Raw genomic sequence first — 23593 nt, forward strand, 5'->3', positions numbered from 1 at the left:
TCCACCTAAATTTTTAATTATTAATTCTTCACTTTTAATTTTCTAAATCTATTATATGATGCCATTATTTCTTGTTTTCTTGGCATAGCAAAGCTTCCGTATCCACCTTTTATCTTATCTATATCTATTAGATTGTTATCTAAAACCTCATAAGCTTTATCTACAGCTTCTTTTAGGTTTAAGCCTTTATTCATTAAATTAATTTCTACGTACTTCATAAATGCACCAATGGTATTTAGTTGCTCTGAATCTACTATTTGCTCTACAGCTCTTAAATCTATATTTTCTTTATTTATAGAAATTCCATCTACTCCTAAAGACTTAGTTTTTACTCCTTTTGGTCCAAACTCTATTGTTCCTTTTTGTAAAATTCTCTTAGTATTTATAGTAACATCAATTTCCTTATTATGATCTACTATTCCTCTGCTTAATGATTTTGCTCTTTCTGTAACTTCAAAAGGCTCATAATTATCCATTTGAATTACTAAATCAGCTATATCAAAAAAGTCTCCACAACTTCCCGCTACAAGTATCGTTGAAATTCCTAATTTATTATAAAGACTTTTAGCTACATCTATATAAGGTGTTATTGGTTCCTTTTCCTTTGCCACTAATTGTTGCATTATACTATCTCTAATCATAAAGTTTGTTGCAGAAGTATCTTCATCTATTAGTAATGTATTAGCCCCTGCTTCAATTCCTTCAACAATATTAGCAGCCTGCGAAGTACTTCCACTAGCATTTTCAGTATCAAAGCTAGTTGTATTCTTTCCATTAGGAAGATTGTTTATAAAAAGACTTATATCTGTCTTACTTATAGCTCTTCCATCTTCTGCTCTTACCTTTAAAGCTGTATCTTCTGTAATTACAAATTCTCTTCCATCACCTTCTATATGGTTATATACTCCTAATTCTAAAGCTCTTAGTAATGTAGATTTACCATGATATCCACCACCTACGATAAGTGTTATTCCTTTAGGTATTCCCATTCCTCTTATAACTCCCTTATTAGGCGTATTAAATTCCACTTCAAGCTCTTTAGGTGATATAAATCTTTTTCCATCTCTTAATGGTCTTGATGATACTCCACTTTCTCTAGGAAGTATTGAATTATTAGCTACAAATGCTACTAATCCTCTATTATTAAGATTTTCTCTAATATATGTTTGGTCTTCAACAAGTTTTACTCTATTTATTAACGCTTTATAATCTATATTATTGTATATAAGTGTATTCTCTACTAAAGTAGGTACTACATTAAATAATATTTTTTCCAACTCTTTAGCTAATACACTTCTTCCTTTTGCAGGGAATCCAACATAAAATCTAACTTCTATTTTACCTTTATCAAATATAACTGAAGTCCTGTCCAAGATTTCTTGAGGACATCTACTAATTTCAATTAATCCACTTTTTCCTGAACCAAATATCTTTTCACCATATTTTCGTATATTTTTACTAAATAATCTAGTTAGAAAATCGCATACTGCTATATTTTTGTATTTTAAATCTAATAAGCTACTAGGAAATTTAGCTACATTATTATCTACTATTATTCTTACTCTTGAAGGTGATGCAAAAGGATCACCTTGAACATGATCTATACTCAAAATAAAGTTTCCAAAATCATATTGTCCTTCTAAATCTTTATATGATTTATATCCTCTGCCATCTATTCTCTGTAATTCTCTTTTTAAATCATTTTGATTTTTCATGCTACTCCCCTTTTACTTCTGAAAAAAATTCATCTATTAATTTTTCACTAGCTCTTCTATACATATTGCTCATATTTACAAATGAACAAAGAAGTAAGAATTTCTTTTCAAAATCACCCTGTAAATCAGATTTGCTTTCTATTAATGCTTCTATCTCTCTTTCTTTATCAGCAACGCCCTTTTTAAATTCTAATACATCATTTTCTGATTCATCTAGAAATGAGCCATATAATTCTCTTAAAGGATAAGATTCATCTTCTGAGAAACTATCAATTATTTTATTTAAGCTTAGCTTTATATCATTAATAGATAAAGCCCCTTTCAAATTGTATATTAATGACATAAGTATTATATGTTCTTTTGTATACTTTTTATTTTTGATAGGTAATAAAAGCTTTCCCTTAGCATAATTATTTATCATCGTCTTAGTTAGAATCTTATCATCTTCAGTTCTTTTTAATGATGATAATTTTCCTTCAAAAAGTTGAATAACTTGATCCATATATAAATCAATTTCAGGGATATCATCCATAGCTATTCCATTTATAAAATCCATATCATTTATTAATTCATTTATATCCATACTTCCTCCTAGTAGTTTTTCAAACTACATATAATAGTTCATTATATTTTAATAATAATAGTATTTCAAAGATATTTCAAGAAAAAGCCAAATATTCAATAATAAATAAGTAAATTCTGCTAAAATCAACTTTGACTGTAAGTACCATTTGGTCAATAATATAAATATAATATCACATAGTTTTAAAAACTATATTGTATCGTGAGGTGTTTTTATGTATAAAAAATTAAGAGAACCAATTAACTCTATTACTCATTTATCTGGTGCTGTATTTTCATTTATTGCTTTATTCGCAATGTTAGCTAAAGCCTTTGTAACAAATGTTTCTAACATATCTATTGCATCCGTAACTATTTTCGGAATTAGCTTAATACTCTTATATACTGTATCAGGAACTTATCACGGTATAATTTCTTCTGATAAAATAATTAACTTTTTACAAAAATTAGATCATTCAATGATTTTTATATTAATAGCTGGTTCTTATGCTCCATTCTGTTTGATTGCATTAGGTGGAACATTAGGAAGAAATATGTTTTTAGTTATGATTTCAATAGCAATTGCAGGAATAGTATTTAAGCTTTGTTGGTTTAGTGCTCCAAGATGGTTACAAACAGCTCTTTATATAGCAATGGGTTGGAGTGCAATATTTGTTATTAAACCACTATCTGCAGCTTTACCACCTATAAGTATCTTCTTATTAGTACTTGGCGGAGTATTTTATACAATTGGTGGCGTAATCTATGCTACTAAATCACAAAAATTTAAAATAGGTAACTTTGGATTTCACGAAATATTTCATGTATTTATATTATTAGGTAGTTTAACTCACTTTATTTGTGTATTTACGTACTTATTATAAAAATAAACCGAAGTAAGGCAGGTAAAATTATGAATTTATCCTATTCACTTAGAGCTTATGAAGAAGGAATGGCTGATGGAATAAAAGAAGGCCATTTTTCCTTACTAATTAAATTACTAAAGAAAAAATTTAAACACATACCTGAAAAATATATAGATTTATTAACTGATTTAGAAAATGATACAATTATCTCTATTGCATTAAGAATTTTTGAATTTGAAACTTTAGAAGATTTAGATGTATTTCTTTTGGTTAATAAGAAATAGTGGTTGTTTTATTCGACCACTATTTTTTATTATCTTCATCCTTTTATTCCATATATAACCTATAAATTCATTTCATCCATAGCTCTTTTTTTATCGAAAATATATATTAATACACTAAAAGCTATTAAAACTCCTAATAATCTTTTTCTTCATTTTTTGTTAGGAAAATTTTTACAAAGATATTTTTTGTAATTTTCTCACTAATTCACTTGACGAATAATGTATATTTATATGTAAAGTTAAAGACTTTATGTTATAATAGCTGAAGAATAATAAATGAAATGGGGTATGTTTAGTGATTAATGTAATAAACGTAAGTTTAAGATACGGATCTCGTAAACTATTTGAAGATGTAAATATCAAATTTACTCCTGGTAACTGTTACGGTGTTATAGGTGCTAACGGTGCTGGAAAGAGTACATTTTTAAAGATATTATCTGGAGAGGTTGAACCAAATACTGGTGAAGTAATAATTGCTCCAAATACTAGAATGTCTGTTTTAAAACAAGACCATTACCAATATGATGAGTTTCAAGTATTAGAAACAGTTATAATGGGTAACAAAAGATTATATGACATAATGAAAGAAAAAGATGCTTTATACGCTAAGCCAGATTTCTCTGATGAAGATGGAATAAAGGCTGCTGAACTTGAAGGTGAATTTGCTGAGCTTAACGGTTGGGAAGCTGAATCAGAAGCATCATCATTATTACAAGGATTAGGAATAGGAACTGATGCTCACTACAAAACGGTTTCTGAATTAACTGGTGGAGAAAAGGTTAAAGTATTACTTGCTCAAGCTTTATTTGGTAACCCTGGAATATTAATTCTAGATGAGCCTACTAACCACTTAGATATAAAATCAATCAAGTGGCTTCAAGATTTCTTAGGTGATTTTGAAGGAACAGTTATAGTTGTATCGCATGATAGACACTTCTTAAACGAAGTATGTACTCATATGGCTGACGTTGACTTTGGTAAGATTAAGTTATATGTTGGTAACTATGACTTCTGGTATGAATCAAGCCAATTAGCTACTCAAATGGCTAAAGACCAAAACAAGAAAAAAGAAGAAAAGATTAAAGAATTACAAGAGTTCATCGCTAGATTCAGTGCTAACGCTTCTAAATCTAAGCAAGCAACATCTCGTAAGAAGTTATTAGATAAGATTACATTAGATGATATCCAACCTTCAAGCAGAAGATATCCTTTCGTTGGATTTAAACCTGAAAGAGAAGTTGGTAACGACATATTAGTAGTTGAAGGATTATCTAAAACTATTGATGGAGTTAAAGTTTTAGATAACGTAAGCTTCAGAGTAAATAAAGAAGATAAAATTGCTTTCATCGGTAACGAAATAGCAATAACTACTTTATTTAAAATAATTAACGGAGAAATGGAACCTGATGCTGGTGCATATAAATGGGGAATAACTATTACAACTGCTTACTTCCCTAAAGATAACTCAGAATTCTTCAACGATTGTACTTTAAGCTTAGTTGATTGGTTAAGACAATTCTCTGAAGAAAAATCTGAAAGTTACATAAGAGGATTCTTAGGAAGAATGTTATTCTCTGGAGAAGAAGCTTTAAAAGAAGCTAACGTATTATCTGGAGGAGAAAAGGTTAGATGTATGCTTTCTAAAATGATGCTTTCTAACGCTAACGTATTAGTTTTAGATGGACCTACTAACCACCTTGACCTTGAATCTATTACAGCTGTAAATAATGGTTTAAAAGACTACAACAGTAACGTACTGTTTGCTTCTCACGACCACCAATTTGTGCAAACTGTAGCTAACAGAATAATTAAAATTGATGATAATGGATCAATCTTCGATAGATCTATGACTTACGACGAATTCTTAGAAAAATTCGGAGAATAATTAAAAGTGGCCAAATGGTCACTTTTTTTATTTAAGTTTATACTCTTTATAAAGCTCCCAAGTATGATTGCTCCACTTATAGATACATATGTTATCAAAATAGCTTTCAAAATAACAAGGTCTCAATTGAACATAATCCCATAGTTCAGTAAATTTTCTTCTTACATTTTTTGATGACACAGTTACATGAAATACTTTATTTTTTCCATCTTTTTTATCAAAATTAATGTAAGGTATCCTCTCTAATTCATCTATTAATCTATCATGAACCTCTTTACCCTCCTTAGACATGTTAAGCTTCATATAAACAACCCTATCATCAAAATGATCATATTCATCTATTATTAACGGAGATTTTTTTTCATGACTACAGAAATTTTCTAAAGTTTTTTCTAACAATTCAATACTACCTTCATGCTTAAAAGGTGCTTTTATAGTAAAATGTGCCGGAAGTTTAGAAGATTTAAGTCCTAAATCATTAAAGACATCTTTTCTAAGATTATTATTAAATTCTCCTGCTTCACCTTTTATTATAGCTACTATAACATATGTCTCACTCATAATACTTTCTCCTTCACTAATATTTTTAATAATTATATTTATATAATTTCCTTATTGTAATAATATAAAACTTTATTTAGCATAATAAAAAAAGCGACCCAAAGGCCACTTTTTTTATTAACACTTAAAAATTAGCTAAATAAATTTATAAGAGATTTCTCTTTCATTTACTGCTAATTTTTACTATTAATTTTTAATTAAATTAAGCTGCTTCTTCTACTTTGTGTTCTTGATGGCTTTTTTCAGCTGAAACTTCCCAATGGATTACGAAAGCAAGCACTGCTCTTAACACTATAATAGCACCTAATATCCATATTTCTTCCATTTTAGTTACTAAAACAGTTTTTAGTATCTCTGCACCCATCTTAAATTCTAGAGCTAAAGATAAAGCTTGTCCTAAATCTATTTTTATGTTGTAATGACCTTTTCCTATTAAATTCATTACGTATTCTCCAAAAGCCTTTACCCCAGCTACTAAGATAATAACTACACCTATTAGCTCTAATAAGCTAATAACTACTGGGATAACGCTTTCTAATAAATGATGTAACATAAAAAAATTCCCCCCCCTATATTATGTAAAATTCCTTTACTATTATAATCAATATATATCATTAAATCTATATAAAGTTAACATAAATATGTTAATATAATAATAAACTTACAAGATTAAAATTTTTTTCTAGGAGAAATTATTATGATAAAAATTTATAATAGAAATACTCAAAAGTACGATGTTGAAAATGTTGCAGGAGGAAATTATATAAAATGGTGTTATGAATCTCCTGTAGGAAAAAGCTTAACAGAACTATTAATAAAGAAAAAACTCTTTTCTAAGATTTATGGAAATTACTGTGATACTAATTTTAGCAAAAAGAAGGTTTCAAGCTTTATTAAAAATTTTGATATAGATATGTCCGTATGTAAAAATAATATAGATGATTTCAAGAACTTTAATGATTTCTTTATTAGAGAATTAAAGGAAGATGCTCGCCCTATAGATAAAGATAAAAGTAAACTTATCTCTCCTGGTGATGGACGTCTAATTGCCTATACTGATATATCTATAAATGATTTAGTTCAAGTAAAAAATATAACTTATAGTTTATCAGAACTTATTCAAGATGATAGTATTGCTAAAGAATACGAAGGTGGAGTTTGCTTAATACTAAGGTTATGTCCTACCGATTATCACAGATTTCATTTTATAGATTGGGGTACTTGTGAAAAAACACACTTTATTCCAGGTAATTATTATTCAGTTAATCCAACTGCATTAGAAAGAGTTTCTAAGCTTTACTGTCAAAACAAGCGTGAATGGTGTGTATTTCATTCTGAAAATTTTGGTGACATTATTCATGTAGAAGTTGGTGCAACTTGTGTTGGGTCAATAATTCAAACTTATAAAGAAAATACTCATATTTCAAAAGGTGAAGAAAAAGGCTATTTTAAGTTTGGAGGCTCAACCACTATACTTTTATTTAAACCTAATACTATAATAGTAGATGAAGATATTCTTACTCAATCATCTTTAGGATTTGAAACAAAAGTAAATATGGGTGAAACTATAGGAAAAAAGTTTAAATAATTTTTTGGTATTTAGAATGGAGGCTTATATATGGGGGATTTAATTTATAGATTACTTTTATTTTTAAATGATAGTCGTGAAGAAACATTAAACTATACCATAGCATTAACTATGATTCGCAATATTAGGGATATACCTAATATGACTATAAATAAACTAGCTGATATGTGTTATACATCACCAGCTGCTATCAGTCGTTTTTGTCGCAAACTAGGTTATTCTAGTCTGTCAGAATTTAAAAAAGCTTTATCTATTTCAATTAATACTAATTTTGATAATAGTTTTTCTAAGCCAAGAGGATTTAAAACTAAGAGAAATAGAGAAGAAATTCTAGAATTAATGCATGATGAAATTTGTAATGAACTTACACTTACTAAAAACTCCTTAGATTTAAAACTTATAGACAGAGTTATTGATTTAATTTATAGAAGTGACCACATTTGTATATTTGGTACTTTATTTTCTCAATTAATGTGTCAACAATTACAAACTAATTTCGCAAGAGTAGGAAAACTAATAAATATAGCTACTGATATCCAAGCTCAAGAAAAGCTTGCAAGCTCATTAACTCCTAATTCTTTAGCTATACTTATTTCTCCAACTGGTAGATTCATAGCTTACCATGAACGTGTATGGAACAACCTTTTGGCTACTGATTGCAAAATTGTTACTATAACAGAAAATAGAGAAAATAAATATAAAGAAGGTTCTGATTACATAATTTATCTAGCCCAATCAGAGTACAATAATCAATACTTGCCAGAAAACCAACATGCTCTTATGATGCTAGTTGAATATCTATTTATAAGATACGCAGATTTATATAGCCACTACTAATGGCATTTAAAAGTTATACTATTAATTATAAATAATTGATAACTTTAATTTCATAAAAAATAAAGCCAGCATATGCTGGCTTTATTCATTAACTTTCACTTTTAATTTTTAACTAAAATTCAGCTCTTTCTACTTTTTCAATTTGCTCTATAACATTCTTGAATTGTGGTAAGTATTTTTTGTGAGCTAATAACATTTCGTTTAATAATTTTCTTCCTTCAGTATCATCAGATACTAATGGGTTAGTTGTCATTGCTAGTAATGCAGTATTGTAATCTCCAGTATATGCAGCTTCTGCAGCTAATCTTTCAAATGCTTTGATTTGAGAAACTAAACCTTGAGCAAAGATTGGAAGATCAGTAACTGTATCAACTGGTACTGGCCCGTCTTTAGTTATCTTACAGCTAATTTCTATAGCTGACTCATCTTCAAACATCTTTAATCTTCCGTTGTTCTTAGTGTTTACAGCTAAAACTGTTCCCTTATCATTATAGATACTTGAAATAACTTCACAAGCAACATCTGAGTAGTGAGCTCCACCTCTCTTAGATAACTCTTCTGGTTTTTCTTGTAACTCTACATTTTTATATAATTCAAATAAGCTCTTTTCAACAGCCATAACAACTTCAGCTCTTGTTTGACCTTTTTTGTATTCTTCTAATTCATGCTCAAGCATATCTCTCTTCTTATAGTAATATCTATGGTATGGACATGGCATTAATCCTGTTGCTTTTATGAAAGCTGGATCCCATCCCATTGCAGCAATATTAGCCATTGATTGAGAGTTATCGCTGTTTAACATTTTTTCCATTACTTCTGCAGTAACATCATTTCCATCAAGGTATACTCTTTGACCATATACCATATGGTTTAATCCAACTTGGTCCATAGTTATTCTTGACTTATCTACTCCTAGTAAATCAGCAGCTCCAAATTCCATTCCTATTGGAACATTACATACCCCTATAACTTTCTTGTGATCACTATATCTTAATAACGCTTCTGTAACTACTCCAGCTGGGTTTGTAAAGTTAATTAACCAAGCATTTGGACATAAGTCTTGCATTTCTTTAGCTATATCTAAAATAACTGGAACTGTTCTTAAAGCTTTGAAAAGCCCACCTGCTCCATTTGTTTCTTGACCTAAAAATCCGTGACTTAGAGGAATTCTTTCGTCCTTAGCTCTAGCTTTTAATAATCCTACTCTTAATTGAGTTGTAACGAAATCAGCATCTTTTAAAGCTTCTTTTCTGTCTAGAGTTAAATGTATTTCCATTGGCACTCCAGCTTTTTCTACCATTCTCTTAGCTAAAGCTCCAACTATTTCTAATTTTTCTTTTCCTTCTTCTATATCTACAAGCCAGTATTCTGCTACTGGTAATTCACTATATCTCTTAATTAATCCTTCTACTAATTCTGGTGTATAGCTTGACCCTCCACCAATTGTAACTATTTTTAAACCTTTTTTACTCATGGTACTTCATCTCCCCTTCACATCTTATGTCTCTATTATAAAGTAATATTTGTATTATTATTTTCATTTTTTGAAAACGAAACCATGGATGTGATAAAAAGCTTTTATTTGTCTATAATTGCTTTTATGTTCTTAATAAATTTATTTTCATCTCCATCAAATATTACTATATGTATTCCCATCTCTTTTGCTCTTATTGAAACTGGTCCTTTACATGGTTCTCTTGTAGCTACAAGAATCTTATATGCATTCTTACCTCCTATTTTATTTGCATATACATTTAACTCATTTAGAGCCATTTCATTATATTTTTCACTATCTTTACAAGATATTACTATAGGCACAGAATCTTTAACAGCTACAACATCAACTTCATTTCTTACAGTTCTATTTTCATTGCTCCAAAGAAATACAACACCATTTCTTGCCTCATCTATTTCTTTTATTTTTTTTATTAAATTATTAGTTGCAATCTCTAACCAAGTTCCACTTTTAAATATAAATCCTTTTATATATTTATTCAAAAATGTTACTTCAATATTTTCATTTTTCTCAGTATATTGTAGTTCATTCATATCTTCTAACTTTTTAAGTATATTATTTAATAATACTTTTTCTTCTTGAGTTAGCAACTTTATATTAATCTCTATTTTGTTTGGAGCTTCTTCAATATGCTTAAATATATTTGTATCATATAATTTTTGTTTATGCTTATTCCAAATATCTAAATGTTTATATATCTGCTCTGATAAATATATTAAATCTTTTTTATTACATAGCTCTGAAGAATCTTCAACTAATTCTCCTCCTGCTGCATTAATAATATCTTTTATATCTAAATCATCAAATTCTTCATATGTTAAATCTATTCCATTATTAAATGTATATATTTTTTTATTTTTGACATCCGTATATATAGCTTTTATATTACTTTTTATACTAAGTTCTAATAAAGCTAATGAATTTATTCTCTTTCCACCTGTAACATTAATTATTAAATCATCACTTCTATTTCTTTTAACTAAATCTGTCAGCTTATCAATTTCTCCTTCTTCAATAATTACATCATTCATTTTTACAGTAGGAAAATTTTTATTATAATAATTTTTTATATTATCAATTAAATCCACCTGATTATTTTGTCTAATAAATATAACTTCATTAACTTTATATCTAGTTGTAGCTAATATATTTCCTTCATTGTGTTCATCTAATTGGTTAATTAATAATCCCACTTGTTTTTACCTACTCTTTCTATATAAATTAGTATTATTAATTTGCCCAAAATAAAAAGCACTTATTTATAAAAATAAATAAGTGCTTGGCAGAGCGTAAAGGAATCGAACCCTTAATGCGCCGTCCGTAGCGGCGTGTTATATCCGTTTAACTAACGCTCCACATTAACAATTCCTATGATATCACAAAGATTAACATTTTTCAAGAATAAATCATTAATTATTCGCTTAGATAAATATCTGAGAATTCTATTTCTAACATTTGTATTTTACTAGATATACTATTATCAATTCCTTCTATATGTTCTTCTAAAATTCTAGGAATAGTAACTATAAACTCTGCACCTTCATTTTCTCTACTATTTATGCTTATATTTCCACCATGAGCCTTTACTAAGTAATTTGTTAAATCTAAGCCTATTCCACTTCCTATATACTCTTTAGCTGATCTATTAGAACATTGATAGAATCTATTAAATATTTTATCCTGTTCTTCCTTGGATATTCCTTTTCCTTTATCTTTTACAGATATATTAATATTTTCACTATCTATATTTAAATATACAAATATTTCAGAATCCATTGGTGAAAACTTTATTGCATTAGATAATAAATTCATAACTATTCTATCTATAGCTTCTGGGTCTGCAGAAACTATACATTCTTCTTTATTAGTATCAAATATTAATTGAATATTTTTTTCTAAAGAATACCTCTCTATGCATTCAACAGTGCCTTCAATCATTGATACAATATCCATATTTCTTTTTTCTAGTTTATAATAATTATTTTCTAACCTACTAGTATCAATTAAATTATTAATTAACTTTAATATTTTATAACTATTTCTTTTTATTATATTCATGTATCTCTTTTCATCTCTAATGTTCCAATCATTGTGCTCAATAAACTGTAAAGCAGAAATAATAACATTTAGATGACTACGCATATCATGAGTTATATTTAAAGTGAAATTTTCTTTTTTTTCATTTTCTTGTTTTAAATAATTAACCTCTTCTTCAAAATCATTTATAATCATTTGTAAATTTTCATCTAAATTATTACCTCTTATTCCCATATTTCCTCCTATATTCCCCAAGTAAACCTTTATTCAAAATTTTACCATATTTCTATTTATAAAACAAGTTTAAATAAAATTTTACTAAAAAACTAATTATTAACTGTAATTTAATGTATAAAGTTAAATTACTTTGTTAATAAAAAAATCCAGCATAACTGGATTTTTTTATTACATATCATTTTTATTTATCTTTATAATATCATCATACACAACAAAATTTATTCCAAATATTAATATTAAACCTCCAATAAACATTGTATATTTACCTATAGGCAATATTAATCCTAATATAGTTGGTAAAGTTATTGAATACATTGCAAGCTTAAATATATTTCCATAAGATAATCTTTGTTTATTTAGTAGCATACTTAATAATCCGGCTAATGACATCATGAATGAGTAGAAAAGCATATCTATAAATTTAATTATAATTATTATTGGTATCATAAAATATTTTAGTACGCTTAACTCTTTTATAAATAAATCTATTACTTGGTTATTAAAATCTATTTTATCTAACCCAAAATCAGCATATTTATAAACAATCTCTTCACTACCATTTTTAATTACAATTCCATCCTTTAAAATTACTGTAGATAAATCCTTATGAACAGTAATATTTCTTAAGCTATCTACTTCATCTACAGTTTTATCCGTATCAACTAATAACACTGTACTTCCCTGCTCTTCTTTATATGGTGATGTTTCAAAATTTAACAATCCATTCTTCATTTCAAAATTTAATTTTCCATCTTGGTATGCTTTATAAATAACCTCTTCTACTACCCCTATTGTACTAACAACTGTTATACCTTGAAATAATCCAAAAATTGTAGCCAGAATAAAAACATATAAGAAAGCTTTTCCTAATGTATCTTTTGCTAAATATATATATCTTTTAGGATTTAAACTCCACTTAAATCTATTTATCATATTTATTTTTTCTTTCATGATTCCTCCACATATGTAAGAATTTATTCTATCTTTAGTATATCATAATTCTCCATGACCTATATGTATAATTTCTGTAAATTTAAAAGTAATTGTTTATTTTTCTCAATATTGGTCAAAAATTACTATATAGCGAATTTAGGAGGGATTTTTATTGGATTTTAAAAAATCTAGAATTACTATATTAAAAATATTAATATCTACTGTATTACTATTTTTATTAACTTTATCGGTGAATTATTATATTAATTATAATTATTCAAAAACTTTAAATACTTTCTATTCAGAATTTAATCAATGTGATTTTAATGATGCAAAAGAAACTTTATCTGATAATAGTTTTGTTTTAAAACTAAAGAAAAAAGCTATGACATCAGAAGTATCTAAATACTTTACTTCTATTATAACTACATTGTGTAATGAATTAAAAAATAATAATATTACTTCTGATCAGGCTGTTACTGTATTTAAAGAAATAAAAAGCTATGATATTCTCGATGAATCTTTAGATAAATTAATCTTAACTTTAGATCAAGACTATGTATTAGAAGATTCTTCACTTTATAAACATTATTTAGATTTAGCATTAGAAAAATATAATGTAGGTCAGTATTCAGAAGCTATAGAGATGCTTTCTAAAATACCTTACTCTCAGCTTGAATATTATAATACAGCACAAGACTATATAGAAAAATGTAAGGACTCTTATAAACAGTCTCTATTTAATGAAGCTGATAAATTATCTGAAGAAGATTATTATACAAAAGCTATAGATTTATTATCAAATGTAGACGAATCAATTGTATCTTCTACTGATAAAGATATACAAAACAAAATATCTTCTATAGAAATAGCTAGAGAGGAATATTTATCTTCACAATATTATATAGATAATGCTCAACCTACTTCTACATCATTATTACAAAATCTAAATTCTGAAACAATAAATACATTAAATATAGAAAGTAATACACCGTATCTTATATATGTAAATTTAAATGATCAAAAAACTTATGTTTATGAAGGTTCTAGTAATAATTGGACCTTAGAAAGAGATTTTCCTTGTTCTAGCGGAATAGAAAGTGAGGCTACACCTAAGGGTGTATATACTATAACAGGACGTGGTGATTGGTTCTACTCTGATGAATATGAACAAGGTGGCAAGTATTGGGTTCAATTCTGGGGTGATTATTTATTCCATTCACTACCTTATGACGAAACTCAAAATACAATAGTTGATTATACTTTAGGAGTTCCTGCATCTCATGGCTGTATCAGATTGGCTGTTGAAGATTCAAAATGGCTATTTGAAAACATGCCTGATGATACAAAAGTAATAATAAACTAATAATTAAGAAAAAATAATTAATGATTAATATAGGAATTATTTAAAACATTTCTATATTAATCATTTTTTTAATTCACTAATATTAGGTAGTTTTATTTTTATTATGCTAAAATAAAATTATATTTTATTTTATAGTAAGGATGAATTTGATGAATATTAATATTCCTAAAAATGTTAAATATATTATAGATACATTTTATCAAAATAATTATGAAGCTTATATGGTTGGTGGCTGCGTTAGAGATAGCCTTTTAGGTCTTTCTCCTAAAGACTATGATATTACAACTTCAGCTACACCTAATATCACAGAAAATCTATTTTCAAAAACAATTCCTACTGGTATAGAACACGGTACTATTACTGTAGTTATAGAAAAAGAGAACTTCGAAGTAACCACCTATAGAACTGAAGGAAAGTATGTTGATAATAGACGCCCAGAATCTGTTCATTTCGTTTCAAATTTAAAAGAAGATTTGTCTAGAAGAGATTTTACCATAAATGCCTTTGCTTATAATGATAAAGCTGGCTTAGTAGATTATTTTGGTGGTTTAAATGATCTTAATAATAAGATTATTAAAGCTGTTGGTGACCCTAATATAAGATTTCAAGAAGATGCTCTTAGAATGCTTAGAGCTATCAGATTCAGTGCTCAATTAAATTTCACTATAGAGACTAATACGCTAAATGCAATTAAAGGTAATTGTAACTTAATTAAAAATATAAGTATTGAAAGAATTAGAGATGAGCTATGTAAATTACTTGTAAGTGATAATCCATCAAAAGGTCTTATTCTTTTAAGAGATACAGGAATTTTAGAATTAGTTTTACCTGAGATAAATTCTTTAGTTCAATATACTCCATTGTGTAATAACCATAATAGAGATGTTTTTGAACATACTTTGAAAGTAATAAATAATACTGAATCTGACCTTCTTCTTAGACTATCAGCTTTATTTCATGATGTTGGTAAGCTTAATACCTTAGTAGCCTTACCAAATGGTCATCACTACTTTCCTGAGCACAACATAGAAAGCGCTAATATGACTAAAGACATATTAAAAAGGTTGAAGTTTGATAATGAAACTATTGATAGAGTATGTGCTATAATTTATGACCATTTAGTTCTAATGCCTAGCTATATGCCTACTGATGGTGAAATTAAAAGATTATTAAATCGAGTTGGTCCAAAAAATATATTTATTTTATTTGAATTACAGAGAGCAGATATAAATTCATTATGGGATCCTGTTCCGTTTTTAACCAAAGTAGATTATATATCAAACAAAACTAAAGAAATACTTGAAAATAAGGAACCTTTAACTATTAAAGATTTAGATATAGATGGTTCAATTTTAATAAAAGAGTTAGATTTAAAACCCGGAAAAGTTTTAGGTGATATTCTTAATTACTTATTAGAAAAAGTACTTGATGATAAAAACTTAAACTCTAAAGATAAACTTATAAACTTATCAAAAAGTTATTTAAATAACTTAAATGACTCACATTAACTTATTTAACCTATTTGTTATGTGAGTCATCTCTACCAACTGATATTGCTGAGTTTATATAATATTTTTAATACTGACATACATGACTTACCTATTTTTTATATAATATATATCTAAATGAGTTTTTCTTTTTTAATTTTTTTATTTTGCATATTATACTCATTAAATTTACGTAAGTCATGTATATCATGTTATAAAGTTAGTAATTTCAATGCTTTTCTTGACTTTCACAAAATAATTAATATAAGTTATGTAAGTCACAGTATTATATATCTATCATCTCTATGAAATGAACCCTCACTATAACCTAACAACTTTATCAATATAAAATAAATAAAGGTAACTTTCCTTTACCTGCTTTCCTGTTACTTTTTCTAAAGCTTCTTTATAATAAGCAAGTTGAGTTCTATATCTATCTATAATATCTTCTTCTTTTCCTTCTTCTACATAATCAGTTTTATAATCTACAAGAACTATTTCATTCTCTTCTTGGAAGAAAAGATCTATAATACCTTGAAGTCTTACCTTTTCATCTTCGTAAATTTTTTTTTCTAAATTTTCTCCTAACTGTAAACTACTTACCTCTGTAAAGAAAGGAAACTCCCTACGAACTAAATTATTATTATTGAAAGCTTTTAATACTCTTTTTCCCAAATCGCTAGTATAGAAGTTATATATCTTTTTAAACCAAATCGTTGATGCCTCTTGTTCTGTAAGAGATTTATCTAATACCATTTCTTCAATTTGTGCTTTTATCTCACTTATAGAGTTAACTCTACTTAAATTCAGTTTTTGCATAACATAATGCATTATAGTTCCTCTTTCAGCTGCACTTAATCCTTTTTCTTCTTGTAAGAATTTTGGCTTAATTAGAGGCTTTTCTTTGAATATTTCTAAAGTTGCTATTCCATCATATTCATAATCACTCATCTTTAAATCTGATACAGATACATTACTTGGAAGCATTGCTCCTTCTTTATACTTATATTTATATCCAAGTCTTCTTTCTATTTCTTTATCTATAGATTTAATATTTTCAGCCTCTTCAATTAAATTTATTTCATTTTGTTCATCTACTACTTCAATTTCCTTGTTAGTAATTAATAAATCTTTATTCCAGAACTTAATCTTCCATTTAGAATAATCAACTCTAACAAGATCCCTTGTTACTCCTGCTACTTCTCTTAATATTTCTCCATCAGCATGCTTACACATAGCTAAGGCAATCCAATCTAAGTATGACTTTCCTTTCAATACTTCTGAAGGTAATATTATTTTTTCATCTAATGATGCTGAAGAAACCCAATTATTAATAGCTTTTTCTAAATCTCTTGTAGCTCCTGTTATTATTAACTTCTCTTTTGCTCTTGTAAATGCTACATAAAGAATTCTCATTTCTTCGGATAATGTTTCAAGTCTAATTCTTTTCTTTATAGCTTCCTTTGCTAATGTAGTATAAGCATTTCTTTTTTCTAAATTTACATAATCAGGTCCAAAGCCTAGCTCTTCATGATAAAGAATAGATGAATTTAAATCCATTAAGTTAAATTGCTTTCCTGTACCTGCACAGAATACTACTGGGAACTCAAGACCTTTACTTTTATGAATACTCATAATTCTAACTACATCTTCATTTTCTCCAAGTACCTTTGCACTTCCCATATCTCCTGAGGATTTTCTTAACTTATTTATAAAGTTTATAAAGTTAAATAATCCTTTAAAGCTTGTGCTTTCAAACTGTTTAGCTCTTTGGAATAAAATCTTTAAGTTTGCCTGTCTTAACTTACCATTAGGCATTGCTCCAACATATCCGTAATAAGCTGTATCCATATATAGATACCATATAAATTCATCTATTGGAGTGTATACTGATTTTTCTCTCCATACATTTAAGTTATCTATAATAGATATACACTTTTCTTTTAACTCTTTATTAGCTTCTATATTTCCTTCTGAAACTTCTTTTATAATTTCATAAAAATATAAATCTTTATTTAATAATCTTAAATCACTTAACTCTTCAGCTGAAAACCCTACTATTGGCGATCTTAATACTGCTATCATAGGGACATCTTGAAGTGGATTATCTATTATCTTTAATAAAGACATTATTGTTCTTATTTCTATAGACTCAAAATAACCACTACCTGTATCTGCATACACTGGTATTCCTTCATTCCCTAGCTCTTCTAAAAATATTTCTGACCAATTTTTCGTAGCTCTAAGTAAGATAACAATATCTTTATACTTTATATTTCTATATTCATTAGTATCTTTATCAAATACTTTAAAAGTTTTTCCATCTTTTTCAGTAAACAACTCTTTTATTCTTTTACTTATAATCTTAGCTTCTAGGGCTATAGAATCAACATCTTCTTCCTCTTCAACCTTTTCCCCATCTTCTCTTTCTTCTATTACCTCAACTTCTTCAACCTTAGCAATTCCTGACTTATCTAATATATGTAGTTCGATTTCTCCACCTACAACAGTATCTAAATCAGTATTTTCCTTATAGCTAGCACCTAAATTTAATGCTTCTTCATCTGTATATTCAAGCTCACCAACTATAGTAGACATAACCATCTTAAATATATAATTTGAGCCGCTAATTACTTCCTCTCTACTACGGAAATTTTTATATAATTGAATCTTTCTATCTCTACCGCCTTCTTCAAGAGGATACCTATTATATTTATCTAAGAATAGTTCTGGTTTAGCTTGCCTAAATCTATATATACTTTGTTTTACATCTCCAACCATAAATACATTAGGTTCATCTAAATTTTTTCTAGAAACTAAATCTATTATGGTCTCTTGAACATTATTAGAATCTTGATATTCATCTACTAAAACCTCATCAAAATACTCTCTAAAATGTTCTGCAACTTGTGAAGGAATTACATTGCCATCTTCATCTTTATCTATTAATATTTTTAAGCATAGGTGCTCTAAATCGTTAAAGTCTAAAAGATTCTTATCTCTCTTCCTTTGAGTAAATCTCTCGCCAAACTCTAATGTTATATTAGCTAAAGTTTTCATACATGGATAAACTCTCTTTATACCTTCTAATGCTTCTTCAGGCGTAAAAGTAAAACTATCCTCTATAAGCTTTGCAAGCTTCTTCTTTATCGAATCTCTTATGCCTTTAACTGTGGCTTGAGCATTTTCATCTGATACTTTATTTTTTCTTACTACTGGAATTCTACCAAAGCTTATTAGTTTAAAAGCTTTATACATTTCTTCTAATCCACCATTTAGAGAAGCATACGCATTATCTAAATAAGATAGCTCTGTAGTAAATGTCTCTATATACGGTTCTAAGCCATCTGTTTCTTTTATTATTTCGATAGCTTTATTCATCATATTTATAAAGCCATTTAACTCTACACCTAAATTACTTCTTAATACATTAATCCACTCGGTTTTATCTAAATCAGCAACTGTCTCTATATTAAATTCTTCTGCCTTTTCACTAAGCCATTTTTCTGGCCAAGGCCCACTCATTGAAAAGCTATATAATCTTAAAATCATATCTTTTAATTTTTCATCATCTCTTGAACCACTATAAGATTCAACTAAAGTTTTAAAATTATCGTCATCATTTTCATATAATTCTTCAAAAAGCTCTTCAATTATTTCATTTTTCATAAGAGTACATTCTGTATCATCTGCAATTCTAAAGCTTGGGTCTAAATCTATAGTATAGAAATAGTTTTTAATTACATCTAAACAAAAGGAATGCATAGTAGTAATATTTGCTCTACTTAAAAGAGTTAATTGTTTTTGAAGACTTTTAGAGTCCGGTCTATCTTCTAATTTTTTAGATATAGCATTTGCTATTCTCTCTCTCATCTCTGCAGCTGCTGCACTTGTAAATGTAACCACTAATAACTTATCTATATCTACTGGATTTTCTTCATTTGTGATTATTTGAATTATTCTTTCTACTAATACAGCTGTTTTTCCTGAACCAGCCGCCGCTGCTACTAACAAGTTACATCTTCTTGTATATATTGCTTCCGACTGTTCTTTAGTCCATTTAGTCTCTCCCATAACTCTACTATTCCTCCTTCTGAACCTTTTCTTCTATTGCTTCCCATACTTCTTCTTTATTCTTCTTAACTATTATTCTATACTTATTATCCTTTATTGAAGTATCAAACTGACATATAGATGAGTAATCACAATAGTCACAATATGTAACCTTTGATGATTTACAAGGTTCTATCTTAACATCTCCACTTAGCATATCTTCACATAGTTCTACCATCTTGTCATTGACATATTTTCTTAATATATCAAACTGCTCTTCAGATATTACAGAACTACTATTTGAAAAGCTTCCATCTTTATTAAACTTAGCAGGAATTATTAATGAATAAGTCTCCATAGTATTATCCATAGCTCTAACTAAATCAGCATCTTTTAAGATTAAGCCATTCATCTTTAGCTTTTTAAGAACTTCATCCTTTATCTCATCCTCTGATAGTGATTTTTTAGACTTTATTATAGGGTCATCTATTCTGAAATAAAGAATTGCTCCTGGCATACACTGCTTACTAAGAATCTTCTTAGAATTTCTTAATATTGCATCTAAATAAACTAAAAGCTGTATTTGAAGTCCATAATATAATTCACTTAAATCAAAACTCTTTGAGCCAGTCTTATAATCTACTATTCTTATATATGTTTCTCCATCTAGCTCAACTTTGTCAATTCTATCTACTCTACCTTTTAAATAAACACTTTCATTAGATGGTAGCTTTAATTCTATTGGGTCTGAATCTTTAAAATCTCCAAAATCAAATTCATTTTTAAATATTTCAAATTCTCCTCTTCTCATTTGCTCTGAAATAACTGTAACGGATTTAGTTATTGTCTTTTTAAATCTTTCTGAGAAATACATGTATTTCTTATTACTATTTAAAATTGAATTAGATTCATTCTTAAGCTTCGTATCTACTAATTCATTTACTATATCTCTACATTTATCCTTAGATAATTCAGACCATAGCATATGTTCTTTCTTTATCTTGTTTGTAAACTGATCTAAGATTTCATGCATAAATGAACCTAAGTCAGGTGCTGAAAACTCATAAACCTTTCTATCTTTAGCCTTTAATCCATACTGAACATAATAGCTAAATGGACATTGAGCATATTTCTCTAATCTAGATACACTAAATATAAGCCTTCCGTTATCATTACTATATAATTTTTTGATTTTTTCTCTTGGAATCTTTTCAGCTAAATTTGAGTATTTTAATCCTTTAAAGATGATATCAGCTCTCTTAGCAAAATCATCATTCTTCTCAAACCACTTATATGCTTGTAGCCAATACTCTTCTATTTTTTCCTTTTCACATTCTCTTCTTAAAGCTCCAACAAGTTCATTAAATGTTGGTATTGGTGCTGTTATCTTATAATACTCATCACCATTTAAACCTTCATTATAAAATTCACTTTCTTCTTTTAGACCTTTAAAAATCTTCTTTATTCTAGGAATAACTATAGATGGTCTTAAGGACTTTCCTTCAAAATCAGCCATAGGATAAGTTATCATTAAATATTCTGATGCAATAGTTAATGCTGTATAAACCATAAACTGTTCTTCAAAAACTCTACTTCTTGTATCTGAAGCCAATTCTATTCCTAGTTCTCTTAACTCAATTCTATCCCTATCAGACAATATACCTTCATCTTTATTTGTAGAAGGTAATACACCATCATTTACTCCTACAATATATAAAGCCTTTACATCTCTACCTTTTATTCTTGCTATATCACCTATATTAACCTGGTCTAAGGCCATTGGAATTACACCAACTTCTTGCTCTTCAAAGCCAGTTCTAAGGATTCTTGTAAAAGTATTTATATCTAATACTTCATCCCCTAATACTTCAACAGCTTGATCTAAGATATCCATAACTATAGATGGTACTTGTTCATATTCCTTTATCTTATCTTGTAATCCAATACTATTGAAATTTTCAAGCCATTCTTCCATAGTTTCTAAAGCTTGTATATCTAATAAGAATTCATATATAGCTTCACAGTATTTTCTTACTGTAACATCATTTTTTATTTTTTTAGATAAAACCATTATTGGCTCTCTTATTTCCTCCATAATATCAGCCATTTGCTTTTCTTCATCAGACATTTCCTCTGCATTAGCTTCATACAAATCTCTAGTCCACTTAAAGCCCTTTATCCCATTCGCTAATATATAGTTTTCTAGTCTATCAATATGATATTGGTCTAATTTTATAAGGCCACTTTTAACATACTTAAATACACTTTCATAAGACCAATTTGATATTATAACTTCTAAAGCTGATATTATTAAAACAACTAAAGGATTATCTAATATCTCCCTCTTTTTATCTAAGAAAAATGGAATATCATACTCATTTAAAATAACAGTTGCTATTTTCTCATAACTATCTATATCTCTACAAACAACGGCTATATCTCTATATCTATATCCTTTATCTCTAACAAGTTTAAGTATGTCTTGAGCTACATATTCAATTTCACTGTAATTATTATTTGCTTTATATATTCTTATATCTTTACACTTGCCTGTAAAAGTTCTAAAAGGATAAGAAAAGAAATGTCTTTCAAGATGCTTTAATTCTTCACTATCTTGAAATCTATAAGGAGATTTTTTATTTAAATTTATAGGTTCCATATACGATATATTATTTTCTTCCATACCTTTAAGAATCCTATTTTCAGTATTCTTTATAACATCAAAAATATCTGTATCATCTTCACTAGATAATTCTAAATTATCAGTACATAAAGTTATATTCACTGTTTTACACTTTTTAGCTAACAATAATATTACTTCTAATTGTTGTGGAGTAAATGTTGTAAATTCATCAACCCATATTTCAGCTCCATCATATAAACTACACTCTTTTAATTTATCAGCAAGGATTGTTAATACATCTTCTCCATCAATATATTTTCTATGTAAAGTCTCATTAAAGTTAGTATAAATATCCACTAAATCACTTATCTTCTCTTTTAAATCTTTATCTTCTATACTTTCTTGTTTTTCATGTAAAATTTCCTCGGAAATATTATACTTTTTAAATTCAGTGATTGTTTTAGATACTGTGCTTATAAATCCTTGTTGCTTACTTATTCTATTAAAGTATTTAAGGTCATCACCTTTTTCTTTTAAAAGCTTATAAATAAGCATGTTTTTACCCGAATCACTAACTATCTTATTTGTCCTTCCACCACATTCATCAAAAACTCTATTAGCCATTCTTTTAAAGCTTAAAACCTCAGCTCTAAGTAATGCTCTTTCTCCTATTTCACTTAATAACTTTTTTTCACTTTGAAATGTATACTGCTCTGGAACAAGGAGAATTAACTTATTATCATCATCATTGTCTATCTTTTTTCTTATCTGATCTAAGCAGAACTTACTTTTTCCAGTACCTGCTCTACCAAATATAAATCTAATACTCATAAATAACTCCTTTTAATCTTATATTTTAATACTTTCCTAACCTTCACTAAACTAACCAATTTATATATTTATTTTACTATAAAAAAGGGGCTGTCTCTGAAATGATTTTTAAAATCATTTCAGTAGACGGTCTTTTTATTTTTTATTCATATATTTATATGAAATTATTTCTAAATGAACAAGTTTTTTGACACGACAAATAGGAGGTTATAA

General features: G+C 27.7%; 17 protein-coding genes and 1 tRNA gene. 7 read left to right on the forward strand and 11 right to left on the reverse strand.

Going from position 1 to position 23593, the window contains the following annotated elements; all coding sequences use genetic code 11:
• Positions 1-20: 20 nt before the first annotated feature.
• Together ARA56_RS07185 and ARA56_RS07190 are read right to left on the reverse strand one after the other, a co-directional pair.
• A complete protein-coding gene (locus ARA56_RS07185; protein ID WP_055265204.1) occupies positions 21-1715 on the reverse strand; it encodes an ABC-ATPase domain-containing protein in 1695 nt (564 codons plus the stop codon).
• A gap of 1 nt (position 1716) precedes the next feature.
• Positions 1717-2298: a DUF1836 domain-containing protein gene (locus tag ARA56_RS07190; protein WP_055265206.1), complete on the reverse strand. Its 582-nt coding sequence runs from the start codon at positions 2296-2298 to the stop codon at positions 1717-1719.
• A 214-nt stretch (positions 2299-2512) separates the two neighbouring features.
• On the opposite strand from ARA56_RS07190, the gene trhA reads away from it, so the two are divergent.
• The 3 genes from trhA (at position 2513) to ARA56_RS07205 (ending at position 5311) form a co-directional block, all read left to right on the forward strand.
• Positions 2513-3160, forward strand: a complete 648-nt coding sequence (gene trhA, locus ARA56_RS07195; RefSeq protein ID WP_055265208.1) for a PAQR family membrane homeostasis protein TrhA — start codon at positions 2513-2515, stop codon at positions 3158-3160.
• Positions 3161-3189: 29 nt separating this feature from the next.
• Positions 3190-3426, forward strand: a complete 237-nt coding sequence (locus ARA56_RS07200; protein ID WP_055265210.1) for a DUF4351 domain-containing protein — start codon at positions 3190-3192, stop codon at positions 3424-3426.
• 295 nt (positions 3427-3721) lie between these two features.
• Positions 3722-5311 carry an ABC-F family ATP-binding cassette domain-containing protein gene (locus tag ARA56_RS07205; RefSeq protein ID WP_055265212.1) on the forward strand — a complete coding sequence of 530 codons (1590 nt, stop codon included), beginning with the start codon at positions 3722-3724 and terminating at the stop codon, positions 5309-5311.
• Between the two features lie 27 nt (positions 5312-5338).
• On the opposite strand, the gene ARA56_RS07210 is transcribed toward ARA56_RS07205, so the two are convergent.
• Together ARA56_RS07210 and ARA56_RS07215 are read right to left on the reverse strand one after the other, a co-directional pair.
• Positions 5339-5872 (reverse strand): 2'-5' RNA ligase family protein, encoded by a 534-nt coding sequence (locus ARA56_RS07210; protein ID WP_055265214.1) that lies wholly within the window; start codon positions 5870-5872, stop codon positions 5339-5341.
• A 202-nt stretch (positions 5873-6074) separates the two neighbouring features.
• Complete coding sequence (locus tag ARA56_RS07215; protein WP_055265216.1) at positions 6075-6425, reverse strand: DUF1622 domain-containing protein; 351 nt, start codon at positions 6423-6425, stop codon at positions 6075-6077.
• Positions 6426-6569: 144 nt separating this feature from the next.
• Between ARA56_RS07215 and ARA56_RS07220 the strand changes: the two genes are divergently transcribed.
• Both ARA56_RS07220 and ARA56_RS07225 read left to right on the forward strand, forming a co-directional pair.
• A complete protein-coding gene (locus tag ARA56_RS07220; protein ID WP_055265218.1) occupies positions 6570-7460 on the forward strand; it encodes a phosphatidylserine decarboxylase in 891 nt (296 codons plus the stop codon).
• Positions 7461-7490: 30 nt separating this feature from the next.
• Positions 7491-8297, forward strand: a complete 807-nt coding sequence (locus ARA56_RS07225; RefSeq protein WP_055265220.1) for a MurR/RpiR family transcriptional regulator — start codon at positions 7491-7493, stop codon at positions 8295-8297.
• Positions 8298-8409: 112 nt separating this feature from the next.
• Here the strand turns inward: ARA56_RS07225 and ARA56_RS07230 are convergent, their stop codons facing one another.
• The 5 genes from ARA56_RS07230 to ARA56_RS07250 form a co-directional block, all read right to left on the reverse strand.
• Complete coding sequence (locus ARA56_RS07230) at positions 8410-9771, reverse strand: 6-phospho-beta-glucosidase (RefSeq protein WP_055265222.1); 1362 nt, start codon at positions 9769-9771, stop codon at positions 8410-8412.
• Positions 9772-9875: 104 nt separating this feature from the next.
• Positions 9876-11006, reverse strand: a complete 1131-nt coding sequence (locus ARA56_RS07235; RefSeq protein WP_055265224.1) for a Card1-like endonuclease domain-containing protein — start codon at positions 11004-11006, stop codon at positions 9876-9878.
• Between the two features lie 87 nt (positions 11007-11093).
• Positions 11094-11168, reverse strand: a tRNA-Arg gene (locus tag ARA56_RS07240).
• 58 nt (positions 11169-11226) lie between these two features.
• Positions 11227-12084 carry a sensor histidine kinase gene (locus tag ARA56_RS07245; protein WP_070205669.1) on the reverse strand — a complete coding sequence of 286 codons (858 nt, stop codon included), beginning with the start codon at positions 12082-12084 and terminating at the stop codon, positions 11227-11229.
• 171 nt (positions 12085-12255) lie between these two features.
• Positions 12256-13038 (reverse strand): DUF1189 family protein, encoded by a 783-nt coding sequence (locus ARA56_RS07250; protein WP_055265226.1) that lies wholly within the window; start codon positions 13036-13038, stop codon positions 12256-12258.
• Between the two features lie 154 nt (positions 13039-13192).
• On the opposite strand from ARA56_RS07250, the gene ARA56_RS07255 reads away from it, so the two are divergent.
• Positions 13193-14386: a L,D-transpeptidase gene (locus ARA56_RS07255; RefSeq protein WP_055265228.1), complete on the forward strand. Its 1194-nt coding sequence runs from the start codon at positions 13193-13195 to the stop codon at positions 14384-14386.
• 149 nt (positions 14387-14535) lie between these two features.
• Positions 14536-15894 carry a CCA tRNA nucleotidyltransferase gene (locus ARA56_RS07260; protein ID WP_055265230.1) on the forward strand — a complete coding sequence of 453 codons (1359 nt, stop codon included), beginning with the start codon at positions 14536-14538 and terminating at the stop codon, positions 15892-15894.
• Between the two features lie 300 nt (positions 15895-16194).
• Here ARA56_RS07260 and addA read toward each other — a convergent pair whose 3' ends face one another.
• Both addA and addB read right to left on the reverse strand, forming a co-directional pair.
• Positions 16195-19947, reverse strand: coding sequence for a helicase-exonuclease AddAB subunit AddA (gene addA, locus ARA56_RS07265; RefSeq protein ID WP_055265232.1), 3753 nt, complete (start codon positions 19945-19947; stop codon positions 16195-16197).
• 7 nt (positions 19948-19954) lie between these two features.
• A complete protein-coding gene (gene addB / locus ARA56_RS07270; protein WP_055265234.1) occupies positions 19955-23380 on the reverse strand; it encodes a helicase-exonuclease AddAB subunit AddB in 3426 nt (1141 codons plus the stop codon).
• Between the last annotated feature and the right edge of the window lie 213 nt (positions 23381-23593).

The sequence above is a fragment of the Clostridium disporicum genome, from assembly GCF_001405015.1.
Classification (GTDB): domain Bacteria; phylum Bacillota; class Clostridia; order Clostridiales; family Clostridiaceae; genus Clostridium; species Clostridium disporicum_B.